This is a genomic window from Naasia sp. SYSU D00948 (genome assembly GCF_017916515.1).
In the GTDB taxonomy this organism is placed as follows: Bacteria; Actinomycetota; Actinomycetes; order Actinomycetales; family Microbacteriaceae; genus Naasia.
This window is the reverse complement of record NZ_JAFMTA010000001.1, coordinates 578,981-593,652: the sequence shown is the minus strand read 5'-3', so window position 1 is coordinate 593,652 and position 14,672 is coordinate 578,981. Positions and strand designations below refer to the sequence as shown.

14 protein-coding genes and 1 pseudogene are annotated in these 14,672 nt (G+C 72.8%); 4 read left to right on the top strand and 11 right to left on the bottom strand.

Annotated features, from left to right (window positions below; all coding sequences use genetic code 11):
• Positions 1–19: 19 nt before the first annotated feature.
• The 4 genes and pseudogenes from J3P30_RS02750 to xseA form a co-directional block, all read right to left on the bottom strand.
• Positions 20–640 (bottom strand): carbonic anhydrase, encoded by a 621-nt coding sequence (locus tag J3P30_RS02750; RefSeq protein ID WP_210481835.1) that lies wholly within the window; start codon positions 638–640, stop codon positions 20–22.
• A 38-nt stretch (positions 641–678) separates the two neighbouring features.
• Positions 679–1,323: a DUF4245 family protein gene (locus tag J3P30_RS02745; RefSeq protein WP_210479416.1), complete on the bottom strand. Its 645-nt coding sequence runs from the start codon at positions 1,321–1,323 to the stop codon at positions 679–681.
• Positions 1,320–1,544 (bottom strand): exodeoxyribonuclease VII small subunit, encoded by a 225-nt coding sequence (locus J3P30_RS02740; RefSeq protein WP_210479415.1) that lies wholly within the window; start codon positions 1,542–1,544, stop codon positions 1,320–1,322. The genes J3P30_RS02745 and J3P30_RS02740 overlap by 4 nt, the downstream gene beginning before the upstream one ends.
• Positions 1,484–2,804: pseudogene (gene xseA / locus J3P30_RS02735) on the bottom strand (exodeoxyribonuclease VII large subunit). The gene J3P30_RS02740 and the pseudogene xseA overlap by 61 nt, the downstream one beginning before the upstream one ends.
• A 62-nt stretch (positions 2,805–2,866) precedes the next feature.
• On the opposite strand from xseA, the gene J3P30_RS02730 reads away from it, so the two are divergent.
• Together J3P30_RS02730 and J3P30_RS02725 are read left to right on the top strand one after the other, a co-directional pair.
• Positions 2,867–3,904 (top strand): 4-hydroxy-3-methylbut-2-enyl diphosphate reductase, encoded by a 1,038-nt coding sequence (locus tag J3P30_RS02730; protein WP_374058563.1) that lies wholly within the window; start codon positions 2,867–2,869, stop codon positions 3,902–3,904.
• Positions 3,901–4,407: a DUF6264 family protein gene (locus tag J3P30_RS02725; RefSeq protein WP_210479412.1), complete on the top strand. Its 507-nt coding sequence runs from the start codon at positions 3,901–3,903 to the stop codon at positions 4,405–4,407. Before J3P30_RS02730 ends, J3P30_RS02725 begins: the two co-directional genes overlap by 4 nt.
• A gap of 45 nt (positions 4,408–4,452) precedes the next feature.
• Here J3P30_RS02725 and fbaA read toward each other — a convergent pair whose 3' ends face one another.
• Positions 4,453–5,478, bottom strand: coding sequence for a class II fructose-bisphosphate aldolase (gene fbaA / locus J3P30_RS02720; protein ID WP_210479411.1), 1,026 nt, complete (start codon positions 5,476–5,478; stop codon positions 4,453–4,455).
• 223 nt (positions 5,479–5,701) lie between these two features.
• On the opposite strand from fbaA, the gene glpX reads away from it, so the two are divergent.
• Complete coding sequence (glpX, locus tag J3P30_RS02715) at positions 5,702–6,634, top strand: class II fructose-bisphosphatase (RefSeq protein ID WP_210481834.1); 933 nt, start codon at positions 5,702–5,704, stop codon at positions 6,632–6,634.
• 19 nt (positions 6,635–6,653) lie between these two features.
• Here the strand turns inward: glpX and J3P30_RS02710 are convergent, their stop codons facing one another.
• The 6 genes from J3P30_RS02710 to J3P30_RS02685 form a co-directional block, all read right to left on the bottom strand.
• Positions 6,654–8,405 (bottom strand): choice-of-anchor G family protein, encoded by a 1,752-nt coding sequence (locus J3P30_RS02710; protein ID WP_210479410.1) that lies wholly within the window; start codon positions 8,403–8,405, stop codon positions 6,654–6,656.
• Entirely contained in the window at positions 8,398–9,312 is a 915-nt protein-coding gene (locus tag J3P30_RS02705; protein WP_210479409.1) for a hypothetical protein, read from the bottom strand. The genes J3P30_RS02710 and J3P30_RS02705 overlap by 8 nt, the downstream gene beginning before the upstream one ends.
• Positions 9,309–9,815 carry a signal peptidase I gene (locus J3P30_RS02700; protein ID WP_246852907.1) on the bottom strand — a complete coding sequence of 169 codons (507 nt, stop codon included), beginning with the start codon at positions 9,813–9,815 and terminating at the stop codon, positions 9,309–9,311. Before J3P30_RS02700 ends, J3P30_RS02705 begins: the two co-directional genes overlap by 4 nt.
• Positions 9,815–10,447 (bottom strand): acyl-CoA dehydrogenase, encoded by a 633-nt coding sequence (locus J3P30_RS02695; protein ID WP_210479407.1) that lies wholly within the window; start codon positions 10,445–10,447, stop codon positions 9,815–9,817. Before J3P30_RS02695 ends, J3P30_RS02700 begins: the two co-directional genes overlap by 1 nt.
• Before the next feature lie 263 nt (positions 10,448–10,710).
• On the bottom strand, positions 10,711–11,304 hold the full coding sequence (locus tag J3P30_RS02690; RefSeq protein ID WP_210479406.1) for an XRE family transcriptional regulator: 594 nt from the start codon (positions 11,302–11,304) through the stop codon (positions 10,711–10,713).
• Positions 11,305–11,498: 194 nt separating this feature from the next.
• Positions 11,499–12,971, bottom strand: a complete 1,473-nt coding sequence (locus J3P30_RS02685) for a DNA recombination protein RmuC (protein WP_210479405.1) — start codon at positions 12,969–12,971, stop codon at positions 11,499–11,501.
• Between the two features lie 196 nt (positions 12,972–13,167).
• On the opposite strand from J3P30_RS02685, the gene J3P30_RS02680 reads away from it, so the two are divergent.
• Positions 13,168–14,661, top strand: coding sequence for a CoA-acylating methylmalonate-semialdehyde dehydrogenase (locus J3P30_RS02680; protein WP_210479404.1), 1,494 nt, complete (start codon positions 13,168–13,170; stop codon positions 14,659–14,661).
• The last annotated feature ends 11 nt before the right edge of the window (positions 14,662–14,672 follow it).

Here is a 14,672-nt window from a genome sequence, read left to right as displayed (position 1 = left end):
TCTGCGTGGCTCGGGGCGGTCAGCCGACGTCGCCGGTGCGGCGCACGTCGCCGACGGCGAGATCGAGGCCCGCGCGGCCCTCGGCCAGGCGGTAGTGCGCCCCCACGACTGCAAGGCTACCGTCGGCGATCGCCTGCGAGATGAGCTCCGACCGCGCCATGAGCTCCGCGACGGTGTTCCGGAGGTGGCGCCGGCCCACCTCGGCGACGTCGATGGCGTCCGGGTCGATGGTCCCGTCCTCCGCGACGACGCCGATGGCGCGGACCGCGGGCACGATGCCCTCGACGTGCCGGCGGATGAGCGGCGGCAGCGGCGGCGCCTCCCCGCCCTGGGAGTCGATGGCGGCGCGCACGGCGCCGCACTCGTCGTGCGCCAGGACCACGATGAGCGGCACCTTCAGGACCGCGACGGCGTACTCGAGGGACGCCACCGCGGAGTCGGACACGACCTGACCCGCGTTGCGGACCACGAACAGGTCGCCGAGCCCGGTGTCGAAGATGATCTCGGCGGCGAGGCGGGAGTCGCTGCAGCCGAGCAGGGCGGCCGACGGATGCTGCACGTGAGCGAGCTCCGCGCGGCGCTCCACGTCCTGCCGCGGGTGCGACGGCTCACCGCGGACGAAGCGCTCGTTGCCGTGCATCAGTTCGGCCCACGCCTCCGCGGGGGTGGCGGGCCGGGTCACGAGGCGTCCCCCGAGATCGACTCCGCGACGGCGGCGGCCAGCTGTGCGGCCTCGCCCGGGTCCGCGGTGCCGTACACCGCGTACAGGCCGTCCGGCCCCTCGGTCACCAATGCGTACTCCACGTTGCCCCTCGCCCCGGTCTCCCGGTTGTCGTAGACGGTCCACTCCAGTCCGCCGATGCGGTCGGTGCTGTCGGGTCGCGACTCCTGCAGGAGCGCGCTCACCCAGCTCGGGTTGGCCTCGATGCCCTGGCTGAACCCGAGGTACTCGTCGCCCGGCGTCAGGAAGCCGATGTACCAGGAGACGATGTCGTCCGCAGCGCTCGTGCGCAGCTCCGCGGCGTTCGCGCGCCAGTCGGATCCCGGACGCGGCACCGCGAGCGGCACGTCGACGTCCTTCTGCGCGTCGGCGGCGACGGCGACGTAGTCGATGTCGGGGGTCAGCTCGGCGTCGCCGCGCGGGACGAGGAGCACCAGGACGAGCACGGCCGCAAGGCCGGCGAGGAGCGACAGCCAGAGATTCGTGGTGGTGCGGCGGGAGGCGCGGACGCGGCGCTCCTCGGCCTTGCGGGCGGCGGTCTCCTCGGGCGTCTCCGGACGGCCGAGCTCCGCGACGACCGCCGGTCGGCGCTGCCTGCTCATGCCCGGGGCGGCGCCTGGCCGGCGCGGGCCGCGTCGAGCCTCGCCCGCGCGTCGAGCAGCCACTCCTCGCAGCGCCGCGCGAGGAGCTCCCCGCGCTCCCACAGCTGCAGCGAGCGCTCCAGCGTCTCGGCGCCCTGCTCGAGCTCGTTGACCACCCGGATCAGCTCGTCGCGCGCCTGCTCGTAGCTGAGCTCGGAGACGGGAGCGGCCGGATCGGGCATGCACCCAGTCTATTCGGGGCCGCCGACGGGCCCGGTGCTCACGGCTCCCAGGGACCCGTCGGTCAGCCGCAGCCGCAGCGCCGTGCCGGTGGGCGCCTCCGAGACCTCCCTCAGCACGTGCCCGTCCTCGCGGAGGGCGATGGCGTAGCCGCGGGCCAGGGTGCTCTGCGGGGAGAGCGCCCGGAGCCGTCCGGTCAGGTGCGCCGTCGTGGTGTCCGCCCGCTCCAGCTCCCGGTCCAGCAGCTCCCCGCCGCGGGCCCGGTACCGCGCCAGCTCGTCGGCCCGGCGGTCGACGATGGTGGCAGGGGTGGCGAGGGAGGGGCGGCTGCGGAGGGCCGCGATCCGGTCCACCTCGATCCTCACGAAATGCGTGACGCGGCTCCGCATCCGGGCGCGCGCCTGCTCGATGCGCGCGAGCTCCTCACTCACGTCGGGGACGACGCGCTTGGCGGCGTCGGTCGGCGTCGAGGCGCGCAGGTCGGCGACATCGTCGAGGAGCGGCCGGTCCGCCTCGTGACCGACCGCGCTCACGAGCGGCGTGCGGATCCCGGCGACGGCCCGGATGAGGTTCTCGTCGCTGAAGGGGAGGAGGTTCTGGAAGTCGCCGCCGCCCCGGGCGACGATGATCACGTCGACCTCCGGGTCGCGGTCGAGCGCGCGGATGGCGCCGGTGATCTCTGCGGCCGCCCGGTCGCCCTGCACCGACGCGTGGATGATCCGGAACTGCACGGCGGGCCAGCGCAGCTGGGCGTTGCGCAGCACGTCCTTCTCGGCGTCGGAGTCCTTGCCGGTGACGAGGCCGATGCGCGCCGGCAGGAACGGCAGCCGCCGCTTCCGCTCCGTCGCGAACAGGCCCTCGGCCGCGAGCTTCGCCCGCAGGCGCTCGAGGCGCTCGAGCAGGTCGCCGAGTCCGACGTGCCGGATGTCGTACACCTGCATCGTGAGGCTGCCGCCCTTGATCCAGTAGTTCGGCTTGATCAGCGCGACGACCCGGTCGCCCTGCTTGAGGTCGGCGGGGATGCGCACCTTGACCGAGGACCAGACGGTGAACCCGATGGTGGCGTCCTGCTCGAGGTCCTTCAGCTTGCCGTAGACCGTGCCGCTCGAGACGCTCCACTGCGTGATCTCGCCCTCGACCCACACGGTGCCGAGCCGGTCGATGTAGTCGCGCAGCTTGGTGGCGAGCAGCCCCACCGGCCAAGGGGTCTCCGCGGTGGGACGACCGTCCGACATGGCTGCCTCTCCTCGCCGCGCTCTCAGCGGCCGCGCACACATGCCGAACTAGAATCCTGCGGATGAGCAACGCCACCATCGGCCTCGGCATGCCCCGGATCCCCCGGGCGCGGAACAGGCTAACCGATACCCCCGTCGCGGGGACGAAGCGGGTGCTCCTCGCCGCTCCGCGCGGGTACTGCGCCGGCGTCGACCGCGCCGTCGTCGCCGTGGAGAAGGCTCTCGAGCACTACGGCGCCCCGGTGTACGTGCGCAAGCAGATCGTGCACAACATCCACGTCGTGGGCGAGCTGGAGAAGAAGGGCGCGATCTTCGTCGAGGAGGTCGATCAGGTGCCGGAAGGCGCGCACGTCGTCTTCAGCGCCCACGGTGTCTCGCCTGCCGTCGTCCAGTCCGCCGCCCAGCGCGGGCTGCGCGCCATCGACGCGACCTGCCCCCTCGTGACCAAGGTGCACCGCGAGGCGGTCCGCTTCGCGCGCGACGACTACGAGATCCTCCTCATCGGGCACGCCGGTCACGAGGAGGTCGAGGGGACCGCGGGGGAGGCCCCGGAGCACATCACGCTCGTGAACTCGCCGGAGGACGTCCCGAACATCACGGTGAAGGATCCCGACAAGGTCGTGTGGCTCTCGCAGACGACGCTCTCGGTGGACGAGACCATGGAGACCGTGCGCCGTCTCCGCGAGCGGTTCCCGAACCTGCAGGATCCGCCGAGCGACGACATCTGCTACGCCACGCAGAACCGCCAGGTCGCCATCAAGAAGGTGGCCCGGGACTCGGACCTCGTGCTCGTCGTCGGGTCCGCCAACTCCTCGAACTCCGTGCGCCTCGTGGAGGTCGCGCTCGAGTACGGGGCGAAGGCGGCCTACCGCATCGACTACGCGAGCGAGGTGCGGCAGGAGTGGCTGGACGGCGTCGAGACCGTCGGCGTGACGAGCGGCGCGTCCGTGCCGGAGGAGCTCGTGCAGGAGCTGCTCGAGGACCTCGCGGACGCCGGCTACGGGGACGTGTCCGAGGTCAAGACGGCGGAGGAGGACCTGATCTTCTCGCTGCCGAAGGAGCTCCGGCGCGACGTGAGCGGCCGGCAGGACTCCCGCGCCCTCGGCGGGCGCGGACGGGACTCGTGAGCGACCGGCCGACATCCGGTCCCGCTCCCCGCTGGGGCGAGTACGGACCGGCGCCGGAGCCGGCGCCCGAGCTGCCCCCTCCGGTAGCGCCGGCGCCCGAGCAGCCGCCCGCCACGGCCGCGAGGCGGGCGGCGCCCACCTGGGACCGCGTCCTGACGATCGCGCTGCTCGTGTTCGGCACCGTGAACGTCCTGACCGGCATCCCGCAGATGCTGCGTCTGCCGGACGCGCTGGACGAGGCGTACGCCATGCAGGGGTTCGGCGACTACACCGCGATCGCGCTCGCCTCGGCGATCGGGATCGCGGTCAACGTCGTCAACGTGCTGCTGCTGATCGCCGCCGTCGCGGCATCCATCCCTCAGCTGCGCGCGGGCCGGATCGCCTTCTGGATCCCACTCGTCGCCGGTGCCATCGCGCTGGTCGTGGCGGTCGTCCTCATCGGCGCGGCCATGATCGGGGATCCGGCGCTCGCCGCGTACCTGGAGCAGCAGACCGCGCGCTGAGCGCGGTCCGCGGCCGGCGGGAGACCGGCCGGCCGCGTCCGCCGCTCAGCTCTGCGACTTGCCGTGCGAGCCCAGCTCCTGGGTCGCCGCGACCACGCGCTTGGCCATCGCCGACTCGGCGAGCTTGCCCCAGGCGCGGGGGTCGTAGATCTTCTTGTTGCCGATCTCGCCGTCCACCTTCAGCACGCCGTCGTAGTTCCGGAACATCGTGTCCGCGATGGAGCGGGTGAACGCGTACTGGGTGTCGGTGTCGATGTTCATCTTCACGACGCCGTTGGCGACCGCCTCGGCGATCTCCTCCTGCGTCGAGCCCGAGCCGCCGTGGAAGACGAGGTCGAGCGGCTTCGGGCCCTGACCGAAGCGCTCGGTGAGACCCGCCTGGATCTCCCCGAGGAGCTCGGGACGCAGCCGCACGTTGCCCGGCTTGTACACCCCGTGCACGTTGCCGAAGGTCAGGGCCGCCATGTACCGGCCCTTCTCGCCGAGCCCGAGGGCCTCGACGGTCCTCGTCGCGTCCTCGATGGTCGTGTAGAGGTGCTCGTTGATCTCGTGGCTGACGCCGTCCTCCTCGCCGCCGACGACGCCGATCTCGACCTCGAGGATCGCGTTGATCGCCTTGGTTCTGGAGAGGAGCTCCTCCGCGACCTGCAGGTTCTCGTCGAGCGGGACGGCCGATCCGTCCCACATGTGCGACTGGAAGATCGGGTTGCGGCCTGCGCGCACCTCGTCCTCGGAGGCCGCGATGAGCGGCAGCACGAAGCCGTCGAGGGCGTTCTTGGGGCAGTGGTCCGTGTGCAGCGCCACGGTGATCGGGTAGCTCTTCGCGACCTCGGTGACGAACGCCGCGAAGGCGAGGGCGCCTGCGGCGCGGTTCTTGACCGTGTGGCCGGCGAAGTAGTCGGCGCCGCCGGTCGTCACCTGGATGATGCCGTCCGAGCCCGCCTCGGTGAGCCCCTGCAGCACCGAGTTGATCGTCTGGGACGACGACACGTTGATGGCGGGATACGCGAAGCCCTCGCTCTTCGCCCGATCGAGCATCTCGGCGTACTGGTCCGGCGTGGCGACAGGCATGGCGTCTCTTTCCTCGGGGACGGGTCAGCCGCAGTCTAGCGAGGGGCCCGAGGCGGCTGTTCCCTCGCTCGCGCTCCCCGGTCCCCGGCCCTGGGGCGCGGGATCGCCGCTCGCTAGGCTCGACCTGCACGCGCCTCCGCCTTCGGAGAGCGGCCCGACGAAGGGACCAGCATTGGCCGAGGAAGCCGCGACCGTCTACGAGCACCCGGACCGCAACCTCGCCATGGAGCTCGTCCGCGCGACCGAGGCGGCCGCCATCCGGGCCGTTCCCTGGATCGGGCGGGGCGACAAGATGGGGGCCGACAAGGCGGCGGTCGACGCCATGCGCAAGTTCCTCGGCACCGTCGACTTCGACGGCGTCGTCGTCATCGGGGAGGGCGAGAAGGACCAGGCCCCGATGCTCTTCAACGGCGAGCGCGTGGGAACCGGCAAGGGCCCCTCGTGCGACATCGCGGTCGACCCCATCGACGGGACCTCGCTCACCGCCGCGGGGCGGCAGAACGCCCTCTCGATGATCGCCGTCTCCGAGCGCGGCACGATGCTCGACGCGTCGAGCGTCTTCTACATGGAGAAGCTCGTCGCGGGCCCCGAGGGGGTCGGCGTCGTGGACATCCGGAAGCCGATCGGCGAGAACATCCGGGCGCTCGCGAAGGCCAAGAACAAGCCCGTCGAGGAGATGCAGGTCGCCGTCCTCGACCGTCCGCGTCACGCGCAGCTGATCGACGAGATCCGGGCCGCCGGAGCCGGCACCCGCCTCCTGCTCGACGGGGACGTCGCGGGCGGGATCAACGCCGCCCGGTACGAGACCCGCATCGACATGTGCGTCGGCACCGGCGGCAGCCCCGAGGGTGTCGCGACGGCCTGTGCGATCAAGGCACTCGGGGGCCTCATCCAGGGCCGGCTCGCTCCGCAGGACGACGAGGAGCGCCAGCGCGGCATCGACGCGGGCCTCAAGATGGATCACGTCTACGAGGCGGACGAGCTCGTACGCAGCGAGAACACGTTCTTCGTCGCGACGGGAGTCACCGACGGCGGACTCGTGGAGGGCGTCCGCCGCAAGGGACCCATCATCCGGACGGAGTCGGTCGTCCTGCGTTCCCGCTCCGGCACGGTACGCCGCGTCATCGCGGACCACCTCGCGTCGAAGTGGCTGTAGCCGCCCGCTGACTCCCGGCTCAGCGCTTCGCGTTCGGCCCGACCGCGGCCGAGGCGAGGTGCACCGAGAGGAGACGGGAACCGGCCAGGTCGAGCGCGGCGACGTTCAGCGCGGACACCATGTACCGGCCCTCCACCGCCGGTGCGGGCGGGTCCACGCCGCCCGGGCTGTCGGGCTGGGCGTTCGCCGTCACGTCGACGACGCGGCGGAGGGCGTCGAGCGCGGGCCGCAGCGCGGTGAGAAGGGCCGGCACCGTCGTGTGCGTGGCCTGCTGCGTGGTCGAGGTCGCCGCCTGGGAGGCGGACGAGGACACGCCGGCGAGGACCGCCGAGCCGACCGCGGACGCGACGGTGGTCGCCATCGGGATCTCGATCGCGGCCGCGAGCGGGACGAGCAGAGGGGTGAGGACCGCCGACAGCAGCCCGTTCAGGACCGTGACGGTCGACGCGACCGCCGGTCGGGGCTCTCCGGCGGTGCCGAGGAACGAGCCCAGCGAGCCCGAGATCCTCGTCGTGAGCGCCAGGGCGTTCGCGTGGACCAGAGGGGCCAGGATCACATCGAGCGAGGCGCGGGTGTCGACGACGGTGCTCGCCGAGGTGATGGCGGTGTCGAGCGCAGCGCTCAGCGCGCCGTCGACGAAGCCGGTGAGGAGCGCGCCGACCCGAGTGGACAGCGCGGCCAGGACCTCCGGGGTGAGCACCTTCGAGTTGGGGGCGAGACCGTTCAGCCGGGACGTGTGGTGCGTCTCCGCGAAGATGCTGTCGAGATCCGCGGTGATCCGTCCCGTGGCGAGGTCGATGGTGACGGAGCCGTCGCTGATCGTGCCGGTGAGGAGGGAACGCGCGGCGGTGAGGTCGAAGGCCGTCCCCGCCGTGACCGAGTCGACCCGGCCCAGCTGGACCGGGATGCCGAGGACCGTGACGCGGAGCGCCGACGTCAGCGCCTGCGTGACCGTGGTGAGCGCCGCCCCCGTGACGGGCGTGCCGGGCGGCCTCAGGGCGTTGAGCTGCGTCTGCAGCGCCGCGAGCGACTCGTCGAGGGTGGCGACCGCCGTGCGCACCGCGCTGCTGTCGAAGCCGGCCGTGAGGTCGGTGAGGAGGTAGCTCCGGGAGAGGTGGCTCGCCAGCTGTGACGGGCTCCAGAGAACCGGACACGAGTCGTACCGGGCGCGCGCGCCGAGCGCTCCGACGGTCAGGCGCACGTCGGCGAGCTCATCGGGCTCCACCGCGGAGCCGGCCCCGGCGAGCACAGGAGCGAGCACCTCCGACAGGCGGAGCGTCAGGGAGCGCGAGGAGGCGGGAGCGGCCGTGTCGAGCGCCACCGCGCCGTCCGCCGCGGCGGTCACGGCGCCGGCCGCGGCGACGGACAGCCCTCCGGCCGTCGCGCGCGCCACCTGCGAATAGAGCCCTGCGCCGGCGGCGAGCCCGGTGCCTCCCGAGGGATCCAGCGCCGCGATGTCCACGGTCGAGGACCAGCCGTCCGCGCCGAGCGAGACGGCGGCCGAATCCGAGGGCGTGCTCTCCAGGCCCGGCGCGATGTTGGTCACGCTCAGGCCCGGCAGAGCGGGAACGGGATCCGGACCGGTGGCGCCGATCACCTGCGACCAGGCGGAGCCGTCGACGGCGGCGCCCGAGGCGCAGTCGAGCGTCGACGCGGTGCCCCGGTCGTACTGCTCGACCACCCACGCTGCCGTGGTGGGCGAGACGGTGCCGGCGAGCACGACGAGCGCTGCGGTGCCGGCCGCCAGCAGGGCTGCGGAACGCCTAGGCATCCGTCACCTCGAGGTGGGGTGCCTGGTCGGCGTCACGCCGTCGGGTCACGAGGAGGCCGACGAGCGCGGCGGCCGCCGTCGCCGCGCCGCCCGCGACCAGCGCCCAGCCGGCGATCCCGCTCTGCGGTGAGGAGTCGCCGAGGGAGAGCACGGGACACTGCTGGAAGCCGCTGCCCGACAGGGGGAGGTCGTCGCCCGAGGTCGTCGCGCCGCGTCCGGTCGCGCCGCCCGGGGTGCCGCTGCCGTCCGACGTGCCGCCACCCGTTCCGAGTGTGACCGCGCAGGCGGTTCCCGCCTGCCCGTCGCTCACTGCGCCGGAGGCGGCCGCCCCGTCCCCGAGGAGCTCCTTCCCGACCGTGGCTCCCGGCCGCGGCACCCCGTCCCCTGTCGCGGTGAAGCCGAGTCCGACGATGCCCGACCGGTCCTGGAGCTCGGCGGGTGAGTCGGGCGGCAGGGCGAACTGGAGCCGGAGATGCCGCGGGCTGCTTGCGCGGATCGCGCCGAGGGGGATCGCGACGCCGTGGTTCACCGAGCTCGCGGCGGTCGTGACCACGTGGCTGGACTCGCCCGCGCACGTCGGCGTCGGTGTGTCCGTCCACTCCTCCCGGCACTCGTCGAGGATGACCCAGAGTCCGTCCTCGCTCGCCGTGAGGTCGCCCGCGGCCTGCATCGCCAGCGACAGGGTTCCTGCCTCGGCGCCCTCGAGTTCCGCCGTCAGCAGCCATGCGTGCGACTCCCCGGGAGAGAGCAGCGCCCGCATCCCGGGTGCCGAGGTGGTCACCCGGAGCTTGCCGACCTCCTCGGGGCCGGCGGGCGCCGCCGCAGCGGCCTGAGCGGCGAGGGCGATCGCCGGTCCTGCGAGGACGGCTGTGACGAGGGCGGCGGCGCGCCGACCGCGACTGCTCATGCCGCCGCCTCCCGGCGTCGAGAGGGGGCGAGCGCGAGGTAGGTGAGCGCGGAGACGACCGCCGACGAGCCCAGGATCCCGGCCGGCGACGCGAGCGCCTGGACGACCTGACCGCCCCAGGGCACGCCGAGCACCAGGCGGCCCACGCGCGCGGCCGTGTAGGGGAGCGGGTCAGCGGCCCGGTTGGCGTCGCCCTGGAGGACGAGCTCTGTCCGGGAGCCGCTCGTCGCCACGCCGATCACTCGGTGCAGCACCGGGGCGGCGCCCGGCCGCTGAGCCAGTACCACCTCTCCCGGCAGGACGTCGCTCGCCGCGACGTCGGCCACCAGCACGAGGGCGCCTGCCGGAAGGTCCGGGGACATCGATCCGCTCGTCAGGCGCACGACTTGGACGCCGAGAGCAGAAGCCGTAAGGAGCGCCGCACAGAGCACGACGACGACGCCCGCCGCCCCTCCGACCGCCAGCCGTCCGGCCCGGAGGGCGCGGGACCGCGCGGTCCGCATCAGTTCGACGTGGAGACGAACTGCCACACCGGGAGGGCCTGGAGTCCCTGCAGAGTGCTCGGCGACCCTGCGGGCAAAGTCAGCGCGACGCAGACGGTCCTCTCCTCACCGGGAACGGAGTCGCCGGCGGCCGCGAGGGTGAAGGAGGCGGCGTCGGCCGTCGAGGTGACCGGCGTGCCGGGCGCGACGATCGCGGTCCCGTTCGATGCGAATCCCGCGGCGGAGCAGGTGGTCGGCGACGACATCACGCGTGCGCCGAAGGTCAGCGCGCCGAAGAGGTCGGTGTCGGTGCCGTCCCCCGGCAGCGCGGGCTTCATCACGACGGTCCCCGCCACGGATTCCACGACCGTCCTCAGCCGGACGAAGCCGTAGACGGTGTCGCCCGGCGCGAGGCTCGCGGCGTCCGCGGTGAAGGAGATCGCGCCGGCGGTCGCGGACGTGGGCCGGTCCGACCACGCGGCGTCGCCGGTGCCGGTGTTCTGCTGCACCGCGAAGACGGACGTCGCGAGGCCGTCCTCGCCGCCCAGCACGCCGCCGGCGGAGCCCCACACCCATTCGGTGTCGGTCCATGCCGCCATCGCCGAGGCGGTCGCGCCGACCGCCAGCACCAGGCCGGCTGCCGCCAGCGCCACCAGTCGTCGCGTTCTGCGCCGCGATTCTGCGTGCGTGTTCATCTGTGTCCCCCACTGTTCGGGCTGTTCGCGGGAAGGCGCCCCTCCCACCCGAGGGACGCCCCGTGGCCCGCCTCGATCGGCGAGCGGGCGGAGGCTATTAGCAGACGAGTCCCGAAGGGGCGCTCATCTCGGCCGTGTCGTGGCCTTGGCGCCGAACAACAGCGTGCCGTTCACGCAGCCGAGTCCTCCGTACGTGACGGTGAACGCCGGGGCTCGTAGGCTCAGATGGTCGAGCGGCTCACGACGAGGAGGAAGACGGCGGGGTTGTCCCCCGGATTCTCCAACCGGGCCAGGGCGGGCGGAGAGAAGGACAGGCAGTCTCCGGGACCGACCGGAGTGGCCGTCCCGCCGATCCAGGCGATGATCGTGCCGCGTTCGGCGATGAGCGAGCCCTCCGCACCCGCGCCGTCCAGGTCCACCTCGTTCACGCGGCGCGGGGGCACCGTCGCCCGGAGGATGTTGTACCGCGAGAACGTCTGCGGCGTGAGGATCTCGGAGGTCCAGGAACCGTCCGGCGGGCTCACCTTCACCCCCGTGCCACGTGGTACGAGGCTCCTCAGTTCGGCGGGTGCAAGCAGAGCGGACACGGGCTGATCGAGGGCCTCCGCGATCCGAGTGAGCGCGGCGATCGACGGGCTCGTGGCCCCGCGCTCGATGTTGGAGAGCAGGCCGACGGAGAGGTCGACCCGTTCCGCCAGCGCTCGCAGCGAGAGGCCGCGGCGAGTTCGGCCCGCACGGATGCGGTTGCCCAGGTCGGCGCTGCCGTCCCTGTGCTCCCGCTCGGGAGCATCGGTGCCCGCGTCGACCTCGGTCATCCGCACCCCCGTGCGCGCCCGTCATGCTCCGGGTTCCGCGAAGGGCAGGCGAGTGATCCCATCACCGGCATGCTGGCATCGATCGCCCCGGATGAGTAGGGGCGGTTCCCTGCGGCCCCGCCGGACGAGACCCGGTGGACGCCCTCGCCGCCCCGCGCCGATCCGCCTCTCGGCGTTGGGCGGTGCGGCGGGCGTCAGGCGGTTCGGGCGGCGGATTCGTCGGCGGGCCGGGCAGCAGCGAGGTCGATGAGCTCCGGCTCGTGGTCGGCGACCGCCTCCAGCTCGTGCTCGATCACCGCGAGGACCTCGGCGCGCTCGGGTCCCGAGGTCAGCTCGAAGGCGGTCAGCTCGCGGGGAGACTCCTCGATGCCCTCGATGCTCGGCAGCACCTTCGACTCGTCGAGGGCGTTCAGCTTCCGGGCCGACGGCAGGACCTGGCGCTCGAGGGAGCCGACGAACGAGTTGTAGTCCTTCACGCTGCGCTCGATGGAGCGGCCGAGCTTCGACAGGTGGTTCGCCATGGTCGCCAGGCGCCCGTACAGCTCACGGCTGAGGTCGAAGAGCAGCTTCGCCTCCTGGGTGACGACGTCCTGCTGCCAGCTGAAGGCGACCGTCTTCAGCACGGACCACAGGGTCACCGGGGAGGCGAGCGCGACCCGGCGGCTGAACGCGAACTCCATGATCGACGGGTCCGCCTCGAGCGCCGAGGACACGAGCGACTCGCTCGGGATGAACGCGATCACGAGCTCGGGGCTCCCGTCGAGTCCCTCCCAGTACGTCTTGCTGCCGAGGGCCGTCACGTGGTCCCGGACGGCCTTCACGTGCGCCTTGATCAGGGTGGCCTTGCGCGCCAGCTCGGCCTCGCCCGCGGTGGCCGGGATCGCGGCCGCTTCGAGGTAGGAGGTGAACGGGACCTTCGCGTCCACGGCGATGCGCTTGCCGCCGGGCAGGTGCACCACCATGTCCGGACGTCCGGCGCCCGCGTCGGACGTGATGCTCGACTGCACGTCGAAGTCGACCCGGTGCAGCAGTCCCGCCGCCTCGACGACGCTCCTCAGCTGCGTCTCGCCCCACACCCCGCGGGTGCTGTTCGAGCGCAGCGCGGAGGCCAGCGACTCCGCGGTGCTGCGCAGCCGCTCCTCGGACTCCGCGGCCGCCCGGAGCTGCTGGGCGAGCTCCCCGTGCTGCAGCGAGCGCTGCGACTCGATCTCCGCGACCTTGCTCTGCATCGCGCGCAGCGACTCCTGCACCGGCGTCAGCGCCTGCAGGACCTTGCTCTCGGCGCCGTCGCGCTGCTTCTGCGCCGCGAGCTCCGCCTCGTGGCGCTCGACGAGCTCCCGGTAGCGCGCCTCGTGTCCGGCAACCTCTCCGCGCAGCGCCTGGACGGTGGCGGTGAGACCGGAGAGGTCGGCCTGCAGGGCGGCGCAGATGGACGCGTGCTCGGACTGGAGCAGGGCCCGGTGCTCGGTCTGCTCGCGCTCGAGGGCCGCGCGGGCCGCGGCCTCCTCCGCGCGGATCCGCACGATCTCGGCCTGGTGCCGTGCCTCGAGCAGTGCGGGGTCCTCCCCGGGCGCCGCCGCCCGCCGCTTCACGAGGAGCGCGCCCGCGGGGATCCCGAGCACGATGCCGACGAGGAGGCCGAGGAGCAGGGAGAGCGCGAGGTCCATGTCGAGAGTCTGCGGCGGGGGTCCGACATCGGCCGCGGGACGCGCCCGGGAGTTCGGCGCCGCGGGTGCTGCGGACACGCGCCGCCCCGCACCCGGCCCGCGGCCGTCCGCAGCACCCGCGCCGCGTGCCACGAGCCGAGGACGGCCCGTCCCGACGCCCCTGACCGCGCCGATCCCGGAGTCCTAGAGTGTGCCCATGACCCTCATCGAGCACTGGATCGGCGGCAAGGCGCACCCGAACGGCACGGAGCGCACGGGCCCCGTGTTCGACCCCGCTCGCGGCGTGCAGCAGCACGAGGTCGTGTTCGCCGGGGACGCCGAGATCGAGGCCGCCGTCGCCGCCGCGAAAGCGGCTTTCCCCGGCTGGCGCGACACGTCCATCGCCCGCCGCTCGCAGGTCCTGTTCGCATTCCGGGAGCTGCTCAACGCACGGAAGGACGAGCTGGCCGCGATCCTGACCTCCGAGCACGGCAAGGTCCTCACGGACGCCGCCGGCGAGATCGCGCGCGGCCTCGAGGTCGTCGAGTTCGCGACCGGATTCCCGCACCTTCTCAAGGGCGAGTTCACCGAGAACGCGTCGACCGGGGTGGACGTGTACTCGCTGCGCCAGCCTCTCGGCGTCGTCGGCATCATCTCGCCGTTCAACTTCCCGGCGATGGTGCCGATGTGGTTCTTCCCGATCGCTCTCGCCGCCGGGAACACCGTGGTCCTGAAGCCGAGCGAGAAGGACCCGTCGGCCGCCAACTGGCTCGCCGCCGTGCTCAAGAAGGCCGGGCTGCCGGACGGGGCGTTCAACGTGCTGCACGGCGACAAGCACGCGGTCGACGGCCTGCTCACCCACCCGGACGTGAAGTCGATCTCCTTCGTGGGCTCGACGCCGATCGCGAAGTACATCTACGAGACGGCGGCGAAGCACGGCAAGCGCGTCCAGGCGCTGGGCGGCGCGAAGAATCACATGCTCGTCCTTCCCGACGCCGACCTCGATCTGACCGCGGACGCCGCGGTCAACGCGGGCTTCGGGTCGGCGGGGGAGCGGTGCATGGCGATCTCGGTCGTCGTCGCGGTCGAGCCGGTCGCGGACGACCTCGTCGCCAAGATCCGCGAGCGGATGGCGGGGCTGAAGGTCGGCGACGGCCGGAAGGCCTGCGACATGGGCCCGCTCATCACGAGGGAGCATCGGGACAAGGTCGCCTCGTACCTGGACCTCGCCGCGGAGGACGGCGCCGAGGTCGTCGTCGACGGCCGCGGCATCGAGGTCGACGGGGAGGCGGACGGCTTCTGGCTGGGTCCAACCCTCGTCGACAAGGTGCCCATCACGTCCCGCGTCTACACCGACGAGATCTTCGGCCCCGTGCTGTCCGTCGTCCGCGTCGCCTCCTACGAGGACGGGCTCGAGCTGATCAACTCCTCCCAGTACGGCAACGGCACGGCGATCTTCACCAACGACGGGGGAGCGGCCCGCCGCTTCCAGAACGAGGTGGAGGTCGGGATGATCGGCATCAACGTCCCCATCCCGGTCCCGGTCTCCTACCACTCGTTCGGCGGCTGGAAGAACTCGCTGTTCGGCGACACGAAGGCGTACGGACCGGACGCGTTCCACTTCTTCACGCGGCAGAAGGCGGTCACGAGCCGCTGGCTCGACCCGAGCCACGGCGGCATCAACCTCGGCTTCCCGCAGACGACGCACTGACGGCGGGCGCC

Bases quoted from the DNA above. Each gene is read 5' to 3' on its own strand.
- J3P30_RS02750 (WP_210481835.1), bottom strand. From the start codon at position 640: ATGCACGGCAACGAGCGCTTCGTCCGCGGTGAGCCGTCGCACCCGCGG.
- J3P30_RS02745 (WP_210479416.1), bottom strand. From the start codon at position 1,323: ATGAGCAGGCAGCGCCGACCGGCGGTCGTCGCGGAGCTCGGCCGTCCG.
- J3P30_RS02740 (WP_210479415.1), bottom strand. From the start codon at position 1,544: ATGCCCGATCCGGCCGCTCCCGTCTCCGAGCTCAGCTACGAGCAGGCG.
- J3P30_RS02730 (WP_374058563.1), top strand. From the start codon at position 2,867: ATGCCCCGGATCCCCCGGGCGCGGAACAGGCTAACCGATACCCCCGTC.
- fbaA (WP_210479411.1), bottom strand. From the start codon at position 5,478: ATGCCTGTCGCCACGCCGGACCAGTACGCCGAGATGCTCGATCGGGCG.
- glpX (WP_210481834.1), top strand. From the start codon at position 5,702: ATGGAGCTCGTCCGCGCGACCGAGGCGGCCGCCATCCGGGCCGTTCCC.
- J3P30_RS02710 (WP_210479410.1), bottom strand. From the start codon at position 8,405: ATGCCTAGGCGTTCCGCAGCCCTGCTGGCGGCCGGCACCGCAGCGCTC.
- J3P30_RS02705 (WP_210479409.1), bottom strand. From the start codon at position 9,312: ATGAGCAGTCGCGGTCGGCGCGCCGCCGCCCTCGTCACAGCCGTCCTC.
- J3P30_RS02700 (WP_246852907.1), bottom strand. From the start codon at position 9,815: ATGCGGACCGCGCGGTCCCGCGCCCTCCGGGCCGGACGGCTGGCGGTC.
- J3P30_RS02690 (WP_210479406.1), bottom strand. From the start codon at position 11,304: ATGACCGAGGTCGACGCGGGCACCGATGCTCCCGAGCGGGAGCACAGG.
- J3P30_RS02685 (WP_210479405.1), bottom strand. From the start codon at position 12,971: ATGGACCTCGCGCTCTCCCTGCTCCTCGGCCTCCTCGTCGGCATCGTG.
- J3P30_RS02680 (WP_210479404.1), top strand. From the start codon at position 13,168: ATGACCCTCATCGAGCACTGGATCGGCGGCAAGGCGCACCCGAACGGC.